This is a genomic window from Pilimelia anulata (assembly GCF_014647895.1).
GTDB lineage: Bacteria > Actinomycetota > Actinomycetes > Mycobacteriales > Micromonosporaceae > Pilimelia > Pilimelia anulata.
This window is the reverse complement of sequence record NZ_BMQB01000001.1, coordinates 1,010,308-1,025,078: the sequence shown is the minus strand read 5'-3', so window position 1 is coordinate 1,025,078 and position 14,771 is coordinate 1,010,308. Positions and strand designations below refer to the sequence as shown.

13 protein-coding genes and 1 tRNA gene are annotated in these 14,771 nt (G+C 77.7%); 7 read left to right on the top strand and 7 right to left on the bottom strand.

What is annotated here, in order from left to right:
* Window positions 1-452 precede the first annotated feature (452 nt).
* The 3 genes from IEY94_RS04570 to IEY94_RS04560 form a co-directional block, all read right to left on the bottom strand.
* Window positions 453-536, bottom strand: a tRNA-Leu gene (locus IEY94_RS04570).
* Window positions 537-570: 34 nt separating this feature from the next.
* Window positions 571-1,008, bottom strand: a complete 438-nt coding sequence (locus IEY94_RS04565) for a hypothetical protein (RefSeq protein WP_189168700.1) — start codon at window positions 1,006-1,008, stop codon at window positions 571-573.
* An 821-nt stretch (window positions 1,009-1,829) separates the two neighbouring features.
* Window positions 1,830-2,051 (bottom strand): hypothetical protein, encoded by a 222-nt coding sequence (locus IEY94_RS04560; RefSeq protein ID WP_189168699.1) that lies wholly within the window; start codon window positions 2,049-2,051, stop codon window positions 1,830-1,832.
* Window positions 2,052-2,142: 91 nt separating this feature from the next.
* On the opposite strand from IEY94_RS04560, the gene IEY94_RS04555 reads away from it, so the two are divergent.
* The 6 genes from IEY94_RS04555 (at window position 2,143) to IEY94_RS04530 (ending at window position 10,059) form a co-directional block, all read left to right on the top strand.
* Window positions 2,143-2,391: a fibronectin type III domain-containing protein gene (locus IEY94_RS04555; protein ID WP_189168698.1), complete on the top strand. Its 249-nt coding sequence runs from the start codon at window positions 2,143-2,145 to the stop codon at window positions 2,389-2,391.
* Window positions 2,392-2,600: 209 nt separating this feature from the next.
* A complete protein-coding gene (locus IEY94_RS04550) occupies window positions 2,601-5,192 on the top strand; it encodes a fibronectin type III domain-containing protein (protein WP_229783294.1) in 2,592 nt (863 codons plus the stop codon).
* A gap of 63 nt (window positions 5,193-5,255) precedes the next feature.
* Window positions 5,256-6,182 carry an AAA family ATPase gene (locus tag IEY94_RS04545; protein ID WP_373291210.1) on the top strand — a complete coding sequence of 309 codons (927 nt, stop codon included), beginning with the start codon at window positions 5,256-5,258 and terminating at the stop codon, window positions 6,180-6,182.
* Window positions 6,183-6,187: 5 nt separating this feature from the next.
* Window positions 6,188-7,321 carry a DUF58 domain-containing protein gene (locus tag IEY94_RS04540; RefSeq protein WP_189168696.1) on the top strand — a complete coding sequence of 378 codons (1,134 nt, stop codon included), beginning with the start codon at window positions 6,188-6,190 and terminating at the stop codon, window positions 7,319-7,321.
* Window positions 7,318-9,738 carry a transglutaminase domain-containing protein gene (locus IEY94_RS04535; RefSeq protein ID WP_229783293.1) on the top strand — a complete coding sequence of 807 codons (2,421 nt, stop codon included), beginning with the start codon at window positions 7,318-7,320 and terminating at the stop codon, window positions 9,736-9,738. The genes IEY94_RS04540 and IEY94_RS04535 overlap by 4 nt, the downstream gene beginning before the upstream one ends.
* Before the next feature lie 78 nt (window positions 9,739-9,816).
* The gene (locus IEY94_RS04530; protein ID WP_229783292.1) at window positions 9,817-10,059 is read left to right on the top strand and encodes a hypothetical protein; all 243 of its coding nucleotides are present in this window, start codon (window positions 9,817-9,819) and stop codon (window positions 10,057-10,059) included.
* A gap of 420 nt (window positions 10,060-10,479) precedes the next feature.
* Here IEY94_RS04530 and IEY94_RS04525 read toward each other — a convergent pair whose 3' ends face one another.
* From IEY94_RS04525 to IEY94_RS04515, 3 genes are read right to left on the bottom strand one after another with little or no spacing between them, the layout of a single operon-like run.
* A complete protein-coding gene (locus IEY94_RS04525; protein ID WP_189168695.1) occupies window positions 10,480-11,043 on the bottom strand; it encodes a GerMN domain-containing protein in 564 nt (187 codons plus the stop codon).
* Window positions 11,040-12,425, bottom strand: coding sequence for a sensor histidine kinase (locus IEY94_RS04520; protein ID WP_189168694.1), 1,386 nt, complete (start codon window positions 12,423-12,425; stop codon window positions 11,040-11,042). Before IEY94_RS04520 ends, IEY94_RS04525 begins: the two co-directional genes overlap by 4 nt.
* Entirely contained in the window at window positions 12,422-13,099 is a 678-nt protein-coding gene (locus IEY94_RS04515) for a response regulator transcription factor (protein WP_189168693.1), read from the bottom strand. The genes IEY94_RS04520 and IEY94_RS04515 overlap by 4 nt, the downstream gene beginning before the upstream one ends.
* Before the next feature lie 112 nt (window positions 13,100-13,211).
* Between IEY94_RS04515 and IEY94_RS04510 the strand changes: the two genes are divergently transcribed.
* On the top strand, window positions 13,212-13,550 hold the full coding sequence (locus IEY94_RS04510) for an STAS domain-containing protein (protein WP_189168692.1): 339 nt from the start codon (window positions 13,212-13,214) through the stop codon (window positions 13,548-13,550).
* Between the two features lie 229 nt (window positions 13,551-13,779).
* Here the strand turns inward: IEY94_RS04510 and IEY94_RS04505 are convergent, their stop codons facing one another.
* Window positions 13,780-14,589 carry a metal-dependent hydrolase gene (locus tag IEY94_RS04505; protein WP_189168691.1) on the bottom strand — a complete coding sequence of 270 codons (810 nt, stop codon included), beginning with the start codon at window positions 14,587-14,589 and terminating at the stop codon, window positions 13,780-13,782.
* Window positions 14,590-14,771 lie beyond the last annotated feature (182 nt).

Below are 14,771 nucleotides of genomic sequence, written 5' to 3'. Positions count from 1 at the left end.
GGCGAACATCTCCCGGCAGCACCCAACGCTCGGGCCACCTACCCCCAGTGACGCCCACGATCGGCGGTCCACATGGCAACGGAACGCGTATGTCACGGCGAGGACTACACCCCTCAACGGGACCTGCTGGAGCTGTGACACTCCCGGCCGAAACAGCAGCAGGACGGTCGCCATCACAGCACCGACGACGAGGAGCAAGTAAAACGGCAGACGGACAGCCAGCGTCAGCCGGGGACCCGCGGCAATGAGCGCGAGCCGGTCGTCGGCAGGTCACCGGGCGCCGTGATCGGGCGCCGGTCGGCACGATCATGGGGACGGCGGCGAGGCTGGTGGTCACTGTGACCACCCCACGTCAGCGACCGCCGGCATCAGCCCGGAGGGCCCACCCCGAGCGGCCGTGTTCAAGTAGCCGATTTGAGGGGATTTGATAGGGCACAGATGCCACGTGTGAGTGTCCGAGGGGGGACTTGAACCCCCACGCCCTATACGGGCACTAGCACCTCAAGCTAGCGCGTCTGCCATTCCGCCACCCGGACCTGCTCCGACAGTCTACGACCGCCGCACGGGGGATCACACTACACCCCACCCGCGGGCGGGGAGGCGCGACATACCGGGGTGGCGCCGGGCCCGGTTCGGCGGCAGCATGGCGGCGTGTCCGAGCCGTACCGTGTCGATGCCGCAACCCTGGCCGCTGCCCGCGATCGGGCGCGTGAGCTGTACGGGCAGGGGGACGTGGCCGGGGCGACCGAGCTGCTGGCCGCCGCGACCGCCGCCGCCGGTGACGACTGGGGGCCGGGCCACCCGGACGTGCTGGACTGTGCCCGCGAGCTGGTGGGGATGTACCGGGCGGCGGACGAGCCGGTGGCCGCCCGGCGGGTGCTGGAGGAGCAGCTCGCCGAGGCGGTTCGGGTGCGCGGGGAGGCCGACGCCCTGGTCCTGCTGCTGACGGCCGACCTGGCCGACGTTGCGGAGGAGCTGGGAAACCGGCACGAAGCACGTAAACAGCACAGTACGGTACTCCGCCACGGACCGGCGGCACTCGGGCCGAGCCACCCGGCGGTGACCACGGCAGCGGCATACCTGGACGCTGCCGTCCCGCACGCGGTGCCGCCTTCCCCGACCGCGGGCGCGTCGCGGCCGCCCCACCCGGTCCCCCCGCTTGCCGCGCCGACGCCGGCGGAGCCGCCCGCACAGCGAGGAAACGATCGGGCCCTCCCGGCTGCCGCACCGCGCGACCGTCCCCTCGCTCCCGAAGGTGCTGAGGAACCCGCCCCGAGCGGCATCCCCTCAACCCTCACGTCGGCCGCACCGCCGACCACCACACCGACCGGCGCTCCTCCCGAATGGCCCCTCCCCTCCCTCGACGCCGCCCCATCCGCGCCAGCGCGGGCAGCAAGACATCGCGTACCTCTCACGGCCCCCGATACGTACGGGACCTCTTGGTCGGCTCCGGAACGCGAGCCGGCGCACGGGGAAGCAGTGCACGAGCCCGTCCCGCTCCGACCCACGACTCCACCGGCCGAGGTCGGGAGTGCAGCGGGGCTGCCGTCGGAACCCGCCCCCTCGACAGCCGCCTGGGCGACCCCCGATACCCCGGATCACCCCGCCCCGGAGCCGGATCCCCACACCTCGGCGGAGGTACCGAACCGAACCACCCGCATCGCCCCGGACCAGCCCGCGCCCCACCGCCCCACGCCCCCCAAGCCCGCCGCCCCACCCACCGGCAGCACTCCGCCATGGCTCCCGGCACCCCCCACTGCCCCCGCAGCAGGAACAGCACCGACTCCGGCCCAACCCGCCCGACACCCGACCGGACCGGCCAACGACCCTCACCCCGCCCGGCCGCCGGAGCCGAAGCCCAAGCCGGGGCCGGAGTCGAGGCCGGAGCCGGCGTGGCAGGCCGTACCCACCGCGCCCGTCGACCCGCTGCCGGACCTGACCGAACCACCCGCCGGCACCCCCGCCACCCCCCGCCGCGCCCGCGCCGGCGCCGGCTGGATCGTCGCCGCCGTCGCCGCCGCCCTGGCCCTGTGCGCCGCCGGCGTCGCCACCGTCGCCCTCCTCCGCCCGACCGCCCGCCCTGCTCCGTCGCCCACGGCCGCGCCCGTCCGGCTCACCGGTGCGCCCCCGACCGACGTACGGGTGGCCCGCGAGCCGGGCGCCGTCGTGCTGACCTGGGCTGACCCGTCCGGTGGGCGGGCGACGTACGTCGTCACCGGCGGGCAGGCCGGCGGGGAGTTGCGGCTGCTCGCGCAGTTGCCGGCCGGGTCGCCGGCGCGGTACACCGCGGCCGGGTTCCGGCCCGGCGTGGCCTACTGCTTCCAGGTGTCCGCCGTCTACTCCACGAGCGAGTTCGGGGTGGCGCCGCCGGTGTGCACCGACCGGGAGTGATCCGTCCGGTACCGACAGTCCGGGATCGACAGTGTTCGGGGGGTCGATGCGTACGGGGATTTTCCCTATGATGGCCAGGACCGCCCGCCCATCGACGATCGTGGCCCGCACGCGGGGTCCGGGTCGGCGAGCGGCGGGGCGGTCGGCAGTGACCGTCCGGCCCGGACCGCCCCGCGGGGCGCGCCCGGACGCATTCCCGGGGAGGCGAGGTGGCCATCGAGCGCGCCGCCCTGCGCGCCGTCGGGCGCGCCCTGCGGCGGCTGCGGCCGCGCAGCCGGTCGGGGGTCGTCACCGGGGTGACCGCCGCCGGGACCGTCGCCGCGATGAGCCTCACGCTGCTCGGGCTGAGCGCCGCGGACAACGCGGTGGCCAACTACGACGTCAGCTCCTGGCTGTGGAGCACGATGAAGGGCGAGGTCGCCCGGGTGAACGGGCTGACCGGGCGGATCGACACCCGGCTGGACGTCCGCGGCGGCGCCGGGCACGCGATGCAGGTGACCCAGACCGATCGGCTGCTGCTGCTGCGCGACCGCAGTACCGGGCTGGTCAGCGCGCTGGACCTGGCCACGCTGCGGGCGACCGCGACCACCCCGACCACCGCCGGGCTCGGCGTGACCGTGGCGCTGCGCGACGACGCGGCGTTCGTCGTCGACACCGTGCAGGGGCTGGTCCGGCAGCTCGACCCGCGGACGCTGCAGGGCGTGGGCGAGCCGGTGCGGTTCCCGCCGGGGATCACCGGCGGGGTGTTCGACGGGGACGGGCGGCTGTGGGTCGGGGTGCCGACCGAGGGCACGGTGGCCGCGGTCACCGCCGGCGACCCGGCCGGCGGGGCGGCGGGGCCGGTGCGGGTCCGGACGGCGGCCGTCGCCGAGCCGCAGCACGACCTGGCCGTGGCGGCGCTCGACGACGGGGTCGCCGTCCTCGACCGGACCGCGGCGCGGCTGACCACGATGCGCGGCGACCGGACGCACACCGCGGAGCTGCCCGGCGCCGGCGGCGGGCTGCTGCCGGGGCGGGTGGTCGGCGGCGAGGTGCCGGTGACGCTGCCGGACCGGCGGCAGGTGCTCGTCGTCGGTACCGGCGGGGACGTGCGCGCCCTCGACGTGCCCGGCGCCGGCGTGCTGGAGCAGCCGGCCGTGGCCTGGTCGGGGCGGTTCTACTGCGCCGACGGCGCCGGCAGCGTCCGGGTGATCGACGGCGCGGGGCGGTCGGCGGACAGCATCCGGCTGCCGGGCGGCGGCGGCGCGCTCGAGCTGGAGGTGCGGGAGAACCGGCTGTTCATCAACGCGCCCGGCTCGTCCGCGGCGCGGGTGGTCGACGACCGGCACGGGGTCCGGGCGGTGGACAAGTACGCCGACGGGGTCCTCGGCGGCGACCCGCCGCCGGCGCCGCCCCCGCCGCCGCGGCCGCGGGTCGGCCCGCCGGGCGCGCCGTTCGGGGTGTTCGCCACGGCCGGGAAGGCGCAGGCGCGGATCTCCTGGCGCGGCGCGCCGGAGCACGGCTCGCCGATCACGAGGTACGTCGTCACCGGCGCCGACCGGACGTTCACCGTCGGTGCCCGGCAGCGGCAGGTCACGGTGCCGGGGCTGACCAACGGGCGGACATACCGGTTCAGCGTGCACGCCGTCAACGCCAAGGGCGCCGGGCCGCCGACGCGCAGCAACCCGGTCGTCCCGACCGCGGACGTGCCGGCCGCGCCGACCGCCGTCACCGCCGTGCCGAAGCCGGACGGGACCGTCCACGTGAGCTGGCCGCGGGCCAACGGGCTGGGGCGGCGGATCATCCGGTACCAGGTCACCGCCACCAGCGAGGGCGAGTCGACCGCCGCCGGCACCAGCAAGGGCACCGCGCTCGTGGTGCGCGAGCTGGAGTACGGGCGGGCGTACGCGTTCACCGTCGTCGCCGTCAACGACCGTGGGGCCGGGTCGGTCCCGTCGCCGGTCAGCGAGTCGGTGACGCCGTTCACCGCGCCCGGCAAGCCGGTCGGCCTGAAGGCGGTCACCGCCACCGACAAGGCGGGTACGGTCCGGGTGAGCTGGCAGCCGGCCCCGGAGAACGGGCGGCCCGTCGACCGGTACCTGCTGGTCGCCAACGGCCGCACGTCCGAGGCGGAGCGGGCCGGGACCGTCGACATCGGCGGGTTCGGCGCCGGCGAGTCGGTGACCGTCCAGGTCCGCGCCCGCAACGCCGCGGGTCCGGGCGCGCCGGCCGCCGCCCGCGCCCGGACCGTGCCGAAGCCGGCGATGACCGCCGTGCGGACGACGACGACGTACAGCACGATGACCGTGGCGCTGCGGGCCACCGACGCCGCCCGCTGCGAGATCAGCGTCAACGGTGGCAAGCGGTCCCGGTTCCGCTGCACCGGCGACACGATCAAGAACCTGACGCCGGACACCGGGTACGCGTACACGGCGTACGCCGTCAACGCGGCCGGCGAGGCCAGCGACAAGGGCAGCGGCACCACCCGGCGGCTGGACGGCCGGGTGTCCTGCACCGACGACAACGGGCCCGACCGCGGGTACTGCGGCCGCGGCATCGGCGTCTACTCCGGCGTCCGGCAGCAGGAAGCCGAGGCGGTCGGGACGGCCCGGGCGGGGCAGACGTACAAGGCGTTCTGCAAGCGCAAGGGCAGCGACGGCGACCAGAGCAGCGGCGCGGTCCTGGACGCCACCACGTACAACAACAAGAAGCGCAGCGACATGTGGGTACAGATCACCTTCGGCGGCAAGCAGCGCTACATCCCGTTCATCTGGCTGAACCTCGCCAACGGCGACAAGATCAACGATCTCCCGAACTGCTGAAACAGGGGTACCACCGTGCACAACCCAGCCCCGGACACCGACCCCGCGGAGGCCGTCGCCGCCATCGGCAACCGCATTGCCGCCGAGGTGTCCCGCGTCGTGCTCGGCAAGCCGGCGGTCGTCCGGCTCGCCGTGACCGCGCTGCTCGCCGAGGGCCACCTGCTGCTGGAGGACGTACCCGGCGTCGGCAAGACCACGCTCGCCCGGGCGCTCGCGGCGACCGTGCGCGGCGCCTGGCGGCGGATCCAGTTCACCCCGGACCTGCTGCCCGCCGACGTCACCGGCGTCACGGTGTTCCACCAGGGGACGGGGGCGTTCGAGTTCCACCCGGGGCCGGTGTTCGGCAACATCGTCATCGCCGACGAGATCAACCGGGCGTCGCCGAAGACCCAGTCGGCGCTGCTGGAGGTCATGGAGGAGCGGCACGTCACCGTCGACGGCACCCGGCACCCCGTGCCGCGGCCGTTCCTCGTCGTGGCCACCCAGAACCCGATCGAGATGGACGGCACGTACCGGCTGCCCGAGGCGCAGCTAGACCGGTTCCTCATGCGGCTCGCGGTCGGCTACCCGGACGAGGACGTCGAGGTGGAGGTGCTGCGCGGCGCCGCCGCCCGCTCCCCCGACGACCTCGCCCCGGTCACCGACACCGCCGCGGTGGCCGAGGTGATCGCGCTGGCCCGGACCACGTACATCGCGGACCCGCTGTACACGTACGCGGTCCGGGTCGCCGCCGCCACCCGCACGCACCCGCGGGTGCGGCTCGGGGTGAGCCCGCGCGGGGTGATCGCGCTGACCCGGGCCGCGTCGGCGTACGCGCTGCTGGCCGGGCGGCGGTACGTCATCCCCGAGGACCTGCGCGACCTCATGCCGGCGGTGTTCACCCACCGGCTGATCCTCAGCCCGGAGGCGGAGCTGCGCGGGATCACCGCCGCCGCCGTACTGGCCGAGGCGATCGAGTCCGTGCCGGTGCCCGTGCCGGCGGCGGCGTAGCCGGCGTGCGGCTGACCGGCCGCGGGTACGGGCTCGCCGGCGCGGCCGCCGCGGCGGCCGGGGCGGGGCTCGGGCTGCGGTACCCCGAGCTGGTGCTGGTCGGGGCGGTGGCGGCGGCGCTGCTGCTGTACGGGCTGGTGAGCTGCCGAATCCGGCCGGCGCTGGCGGTCCGCCGGGAGATCGAACCGGACCGGGTGGACCGCGGGGACCCGTGCGCGGTGACGCTGCACGTGGCGAACCCGAGCCGGTGGCGCGGCGCGAACCTCGTCGCCACCGACCGGTGCGGCGCCGGCCGGGCCGAGGTGCCGGTGCGCAACCTGCGGCCGGGCGGCCGGACCGCGGTGCGGTACCCGGTGCCGACCGACCGGCGCGGCGTCGTCCCCGTCGGGCCGCTGCGGGTGCGCCGGCGGGACCCGTTCGACCTGGTCCGGGCCGACCGGGAGCACGGCGGGACCGGGCGGGTGCGGGTGTACCCGCGGCGGCACCCGCTGGCCGGCGGGCCGCCGGGGGTGACCCGCAGCCCGGACGGGCGGTTCGACCGGGTGCCCGCGGGGACCATCACGTTCGACGCGCTGCGCGGGTACGTCGTCGGCGACGACCTGCGCCGGGTGCACTGGCGGGCCAGCGCCCGGGCCGGCGAGCTGCTGGTCCGCGAGCACGTCGACACGAGCGTGCCGCACCCGGTGCTGCTGCTGGACGACCGGGCGGCCGCGTACGGCGACCCGGCGGACTTCGAGACGGCCTGCGAGGCGGTCGCGTCGATCGTCGCCGCCGCCTGCGCCGCCGGGCTGCCGATCACGCTGGCGCTGGTCGGCGGGGCGGGCGTGGACAGCGGGCCCCGGCGGCCGGCGGGCGCGGGGCCGTACCTGGACCTGCTCACCGAGGCGGCGCCCACCGCGGCGGGGCCGCTGACCGACGCGGCGCGGCGGGCCCGGGCGCTGCGGTACGGGGACACGCTGGTGCTGGTCACCGGCGGCGCGGCGCGCGGCGAGCTGGCGGAGGTGACGGCGCTGCGCGGGCGGTACGCGGCGGTGGCGTGCGTGGTGTGCGCGGCGGACGGCGCGGCCGGGCCGCCGGGCGTGCTGGTGGCCAGGGACGGGGCGGACTTCGCCGCGCAGTGGTCGGCGGTGCGCTGGTGAGCCCCCCGGACCCGCCGGCGGCGCACGGCGGGGTGGTCCTCGGCGGGGTCGGCGGGGTGGTGCGGCGGGTGCTCGTACCCGTGCTGCTCGTCGTGGTCGCCGGGGTCGTCGCCGACCGGATCTTCGACGGGACCGTCCTCACCCGGCTCGTGGCCGGCGCGGCCGGCGGCGCCGCGGCGATCAGCCTGCTGCTGGCGCGCGGGCGGGGCACGCTCGTCGCGCCGCTGTCCGTGGTGGCGCTGGCCGGGTACCTCGGCGGGGCGGTCGCGCTAACCGCGCACCGGGCCGGGCTGCCGGGGCCGCTGCCGCCGGTCGCCGCCGACGCGCTGGCCAACGGGCTGCCGCGGCTGCTCGGGGCGATGATCCCGGTCGAGCCGCAGCCGGACACCGTCGTGGTCCCGCTCGCGGCGGCGTGGCTGGCCACGATGGTCGCCGTCGAGGTGGCGCTGCGGACCGGGCGGATGCTGCTGGCGTACGCGGCGCCGGCGGCGCTGTTCGTGGGTGCGCTGTACCTCGTGGGGCCCAACGCCGGCCCGGCCGCGGGGGCGACCGTGGCGTTCCTGGTGGTCGCCGCGGCGGGCCTGGTCACGGTCCCGGGCCCGCGCCGCCCGGCCGACGCCGCACCGGGGGCCGCGGCCGGCGGGCCCGCCGCGGCCGGTGCGGGTGCGGCCGCCGTCGACACAGCGGGTGCGGCCGCCGGCGAGTCGGGGTGGGCGGGGCTGCGGCGGCTCGGCGCGGCCGGCGCCGCGGTGGCCGTCACCGGCGTCGTCGCGCTCGCCGGGGCGGCCGCGCTGGCGCCCGTCCTCACCGGGCGCCCGGCCGACCCGCGGGCCCACCTGATCCCGCCGCAGCTCGACACCCTGGACGAGAACCCGCTGGTCCGGCTGTCCGGGTGGGCGTTGCAGCCGCGGCAGAAGCTGTTCGACGTGCGGCTCGCCGGGAACCCGGTCGGGGCGCGGCTACGGCTGGCCGTGCTGTCGGCGTACGACGGGGTGACCTGGCGGGTCGGCGCCACCTACCGCAGCGCCGGCCGGGCCCTGCCCGCGGGCGCTCCCGCGCCGGGGGCGCGCCGGCCGGTGCGGCAGGAGGTGACGGTGGCCGGGCTGTCCGGGCGGCTGCTGCCCGCCGCCGACCGGGCGCGGCGGGTCGCCGGGGTGCGGGTGGCGTACGACCCGGACGGCGGGACGCTGCTCGGCCGCGAGCCGCTGCGGCCCGGCCTGCGGTACGCCGTCGACTCCACCGCCGCCGAGGAGCCGGCGAACCTGCTGGTCGACGCCGAGGTGCCCAGCGGCGCCGGCGTCGCCCGGCTGCTGGACACCGGGCCGGAGCCGCCCGCCGCGCTGGCGGGGCTGGCCGAGCGGCTGGCCGGGGAGGCGGTCGGCGCGTACGACCGGGCGGCCGCGTTGGAGGAGTACCTGCGCGCGCACTACCGGCTGGTCGCCGACGCGCCGAGCGGGCACGCGTACCCGAACCTGCGGTTCTTCCTGTTCGGCGCGCCGGGCGCCGGCGGGCAGCGGGGGACGTCCGAGCAGTTCGCCGCCGCGTACGCGGTGCTGGGCCGGCTGCTCGGCCTGCCCACCCGGATCGTCGTCGGGTTCCGGGTCGGCGCCGGCGGCGGGGCGGTCCGGGCCGGCGACGCGCTGGCCTGGCCCGAGGTGCTGTTCCGGGACCTGGGCTGGGTCGCGTTCGACCCGCTGCCGCGCGCCGACCAGCAGCCGCAGCCGATCGAGCCGGACGCCCGGCCCCGGCCGGACCCGTCGACGCCGCCGCCGGTCGTACCGGACGAGCCGACGCCGGGGCCGACCGCGACGCCGGCGGCCGTCGGCCCGCCCGCCGCGGCGCCCGGCCGGCGGGCGGGCACCGTGCTGCCGCTGGTCGCGGCCGCCGCGGTCCTGCTGCTGGCCGGCCCGGTGGCCGCGCTGGCGCTCGCCCGCCGGCGGCTGGACCGGCGGCGGCGCACCGCTCCGGAGCCGGCGCGGCGGATCGCCGGGGCGTGGCACGCGGTCCGGGACGCCCGCCGGCTGGCCGGGCGCCCGCTGCCGGCCCACCTGACCGCCACCGCCGTCGCCGACGCCGCCCGGGCGGAGGGGGCGCCGCCGCTGGACGCGCTCGCCGCGGCGGTGAACGCCGCCGCGTTCGCCCCCGCGGCCCCCGATCCCGCCGCCCCGGACACCGCCGCCGCGGACGCGGCGGTCGCCGCCGCCGGGGCGTACGCCGCCCACCTGCGGGCCGGGCGGGGCCGGTGGGGCCGCTGGTCGTGGCCGGTGCACCCGGGGCCGCTGCGCTGGGCGGCCGCCGACCGGACACCGCCGCGCCGGCCGCCGGGCCCGGGATTGTCGCACCCCGGTGGTAGACCGGGGGTATCAGTCGCGTCCCCCGGCGCACCTGTTCCCGAGGACCGCGCGACCGGGGCCTGACCCCGGCGGCGGGGCCGGGGGCGCGCCGGCTCTCCCCGCCGGCGGGCGCGACCGGGAACGTCGATCGGGGGTTCGGCGATGACGACCATGACGATCACCATCGAGGAGACCCGGGTCGAGGCGCTGTTCGCCTCACCCGTCCAGCGGTCGGAGCACCCGGCGGCCGACGCCGTCCGGGACGCGGTCGAGCACACGCTCGCCCGGCACGGCGAGCGCGGCTGCGCGGCGCTGATGGCCCGCGAGTTCGGCGAGCACCCGGAGACGGCGGTACCCCGGATGCGCTGGGCGCTGGCGATGATCCGGGACGTGTACCGGCCGTAAGACCGCCGCCGAACCGGGCCCGCGGACCGGTTCCTTAGCTGTGCCTTATCGATCGCCGAGAATTCTTGCGCCGGTCGTCCGGGGCGGCATACGTTCTGCGGGCTCCACTCCTCGCGGACGGGGGCAGCGGTCACGTGGGCCCGATGCGGCGCGCGCCCAGCGATCAGTGCAGTCATCGCCCCGGCCGGGTGCAGCGGCCGGGGACCGGCAGGTCCCCATGCCGGCGGCGCGCAGCCGCGCCCGCGACCGCTCCCCCGCCGCGCCCGGTACCGCCCTCGCCGAAACAGCGGCCCCGCCGCCGTCCCACCGACGGTCACCCCGGCGGGTGGGCGAGCCCGCGCCGGACAGCGACCGGTCCGACGCCCGGCGGTGCCGGGCGCCCCCGCGCCCTCCCCCGGGGCGCGGGGGCGGGGAGTGGCTTCAGCGGGCCAGTAGCGGGGCGTAGTCCGCCCTGGTCAGCGGCCCCTGGGACAGCGACGCGTCGGCCAGCGGCACGGCGATCGGGCGGCCGGCGCTGACGAACACCACCCCGCGCACGTCCGGGCGGGCGGTCAGCGTGCAGACGATCTGCGCGTACGCCAGCGTCTCGTCGCCCGGATTGCCCTCCACCGCCGCCCGGACCCGCACCTCCACGGTGGCCCGGCCGTTCTGCAGCCTGACGTCCCCGATCAGGTCGGTGCCGGCCAGCGGGCTGGACAGCCCGGCCGTGCTCTCAGCGTCGGTGGGCCCGGCGACCAGGCCGGCGAGCAGCGCGCGCGGCGCCGCCGTGGGCGGCACCCGCCGGTCCACGGCCACCAGCATCCCGTCCCGGACCAGGTACAGCAGGGCCGCGTCCGCGCCCGCGCTCGGCGTGGCGGCGGCCGGCGCGGGCAGCGCGAGCGGCGGCCGGATCGGGCGCGGCTCGCTCTCGGGCGGCACCCCGCACCCGCCGGCCAGCAGCACCCCGGCCAACGCCCCGGCCAGCAACGCCGCGGCCCGGCTCACGGCGCCGCCCCGGTCGGCGCGGCGGCGTCGGCGGGCCGGCGCGGCAGGATCACCCGGAAGCGGGCGCCGCCGCCGGGCCGGTCCACCACGTCCGCCCGGCCGCCGTGCGCCGCCACGTGCGCCGCGACCAGGGCCAGGCCCAGCCCCGTACCGTCGGTGTCGCCGCGCGCGGACGCCGCCCGGCCGCGCACGAACCGGTCGAACACCCGGCCCCGGTCCCCCGGCCGCACGCCGGGCCCGGCGTCGTCGATCTCGATCGTCCGCGCGTCGGCGGCGCTGCGCACGGTGATCGCGACCGGGCCGCCGCCGTGCCGGACGGCGTTCTCCAGCAGGTTGACCAGCACCCGCTCGAACCGCCGCGGGTCGACCTCCCACCGGTCGTCGCCGCCGGTGTCAGCGGCCACCAGGCCGGGGTCGACGGCGGCGTGGCCGCAGGCGTGCCGGGCCAGCGCCACCACGTCGGTCGGCGCGCACCGCGGCGCGGTGTCGCCGCGGGACAGGTCCAGCAGGTCGGTGACCAGCCGGCGGAACCGGTCCGACTCGGCCACCACGAGGTCCAGGGCGCGGCGGCTGCGCTCGTCCAGCGCGTCCCGGCGGCGGTTCAGCACGTCCACGGCGGCGACCAGCGTCTGCAACGGCGAGCGCAGCTCGTGGCTGACGTCGGCGGCGAACCGGCGGTCCAGCTCCATCCGGCGGGCGAGCTGGCCGACCATGTCGTTGAACGCCGTGGCCAGCTCCTCCACGTCCGGCTCGGTGGCCGGGTCCAGCCGGGCGGTCGGCTCGCCGGCCGCGATCTCCCGGGCCGCCGCGGTCACCCGGGCCAGTGGCCGGGTCACCCGCCGCGCGGCGTACGCGCCGACGCCGGCGCCGGCCACGGTGGTGCCGGCGGCCACCAGCGCGATGATCCAGGACAGGCCGCGCAGCGTACGGTCCAGCTCGCGCAGCGACTCGACCACGTAGAGCTGGTCGCCGTTGGGCAGCGGTACCCCGACGACCAGGCCGGGCGCGGCGGTCAGCCGCACCCGCTGGACGCTCGCCGTACCGTCGGCGACCCGGCGTTGCAGCGGCCGCGGCACGGCGGACGTCAGGCCGGTGTCGGCGCTGCGCGAGTACCAGCGGCCGTCCCGGCGCAGCAGCACCCGCCGGCTGCCGCCGGTGTCCAGCCAGCGCAGCACCTCGACCAGGTCCGGGTCCTCGGTGGACAGCCGGGCCACCACCACCCGGGCGTCGACCTGCGCGGCCCGGACCGCCACCCGCTCCCGGGCGGCGAGCTGGGTGCGCCGGGTCAGCTCGTACGACAGCGCGGCCATCGTGGCGCAGCTCGCCAGCGCGCCCACGCCGAACATCGCGACGATCCGGGTGCGCAGGCTGAGCCGGCTCATCGCTGCATCTTGTACCCGAGGCCGCGGACCGTGACCAGCAGCCGCGGGTCCGACGGGTCGTCCTCGATCTTCTGCCGGAGCCGGCCGACGTGGACGTCGACCAGCCGCTCGTCGCCGTGGGTGTACTGCCACACCCGCTCCAGCAACTGCTGCCGGGACAGCACCATGCCGGCGTGCTCGGCCAGCTCGCAGAGCAGCCGGAACTCCGTCCGCGTCACCGGTACGGCCAGTCCATCCCGGGTGACCTCGCCCGCGGCCGGCTTGATCGTGATCGCCCCGCAGACGATCTCGACGCCGCCGGTGCCGGCCACCCGGGCGGTGCGCCGGCGCAGCGCCCGCAGCCGGGCGCTCAGCTCCTTGACCTGGACCGGCTTGACCAGGTAGTCGTCGGCGCCGGCCTCCAGCGCGGCGACGATGTCGTGGGTGTCGGCGCGGGCGCTGATCACCACGATGGGCACGCCGTCGCGGCGGCGCAGCTCGCGGATCGCGTCGAAGCCGTCCAGGCCGGGCAGCATCAGGTCGATGAGGACGACGTCCGCCGGGATCCGGAACTGCTCGCGCAGGCCGTCCTCCGCGGTGGCCGCGCCGCGCGGCGCGTACCCCTCGTCCTCCAGTGCCAGCAGCAGGGACGCGCGGATGCGATCGTCGTCGTCGATTACCAGCACCGAGGTCACCCCGTCATGATGACGCACGCCGGACCGTTGTCACAGGACTGTCACGTCGCTGTGCGCGGGCTGCCATGACCGACAGCGACTGTGGTGTACCGGAAGGTGAGGTGAGCGTGCCATGGACCCACAGCAGTCCGCCCATCGGATTCCCGTCGTCGAGGTGGTCCTCGTCGAGGCGTACGGCGGCCCGCAGGCCGACCGGCTGCGCCGCCTGCTGGACGAGGCGCTCTCGCTGCGCCCCGGCCGCCTCGTCGTGGACCTGGCGCGCTGCCCGTCGCTGGACGCCGCCGCGATCGACGTCCTGCTCGACGCGCACCGCCGGGCCCGCCGGATGTCCGGCGCGCTGATCCTGCGCGGCCCGTCCGAGCGGCTGCGCCGCAACCTGGCCCTGGCGCACGCCGCCCGGGTACTCGAGGTGTGGCCGACCCGATCCGCCGCCGGCGCCCCCGCTGCCTGACCCCGCCGCCCGACCCGCCGGCCACCCGGCGGCGCCGCCCGACGGTTCCGGCCGGCGGCGCCGCCGGGCGCTCGGCCCCGGCCCGCGGTGATCGGCGTCCCCGTCCGCCGCGGGGCGCGCCGCCGCCGGGTGCGGTTGCGGCGGACGCCGTCCTCGACCGCGCCCGCGCGCTGGCCCCGCGCGGCGGCCGTCCGGCCAGGGTGGGCTTCCGGCCAGGGTGGGCGTCCGGTCAGGACAGTGTGACGATCACCCGGTCGACCGCGCCCGGCGCGGCCAGCGCCATCGCCGCGAGCAGCGAGGCCAGCACGAACAGCCCGCGCAGCGCCACCTCGCCCGGCCCGCCCGCGCGGACCGCGACCCCCTTCGGCAGCCCGATCATCCGCCAGGTCCGCCCGCCCAGCGGCAGCGGCCACAGAATGGGGATGCCGGCGCTGGTGATCAGGTCGCCGAGCAGGTGCACCAGGCAGCCGACGGCGACGGCGAACCCCAGCTCCGGGTACGAGCGCGCCCCCGGCAGCGTCAGGTACGCCGCGTACGCCCCGCCGGCGGCGATGACCGTCACGCCGAGCCACCCGGTCCGGTCGGCCCACCGGTCGAACAGGCCGCGCAGCGCCAGCCCGATCATGACGAACAGGATGCCGAGCACCGCCCACTTGCCGTACCGCACGCACAGCCACGTCGTACCCCAGCCGACCAGCGCGACGAACGGCAGCGTGTGGGTGAACGTCCGGTGCCCGTTGCGCCGCGACGGGTCCCGGCGCAGCTTGGTGGCGTGGTACACGAACAGGCTGAGCTTCTCGATCACCTCGGCGAGGAACAGCGTCGCGATGCCGAACGTCCGGGCCACGGTCGCCCCGCCCCTGTTGGCGGTGACCTTCCCGGACATGTCCAGATCGGGCAGCAGCGCCCCGCCCGCGCAGACGGCGGTGCCGATCGCCAGCGCGGCGGGCGTCTGGGCGTAGCCGTACCCGTGGTCGGCGATCCACGAGCCCACCAGCCAGACGGCCGCCCCGGACAGTGCGTGCGACGGGCCCATCATCCGGATCATCCACTCCCGAGGATCGAGCGGCGCCCCGCGCGCCGCGCGGGGGAACCCTCGCAGACGCCCGCCCCACGATCAACAACCGCCACGCCGCCGAACGCACCTCACCCAACACCGAACGCCCACCCACCCGACACCGACTCGACAAGCGAGCGACGCACGCCCCGACCCCCACGCGA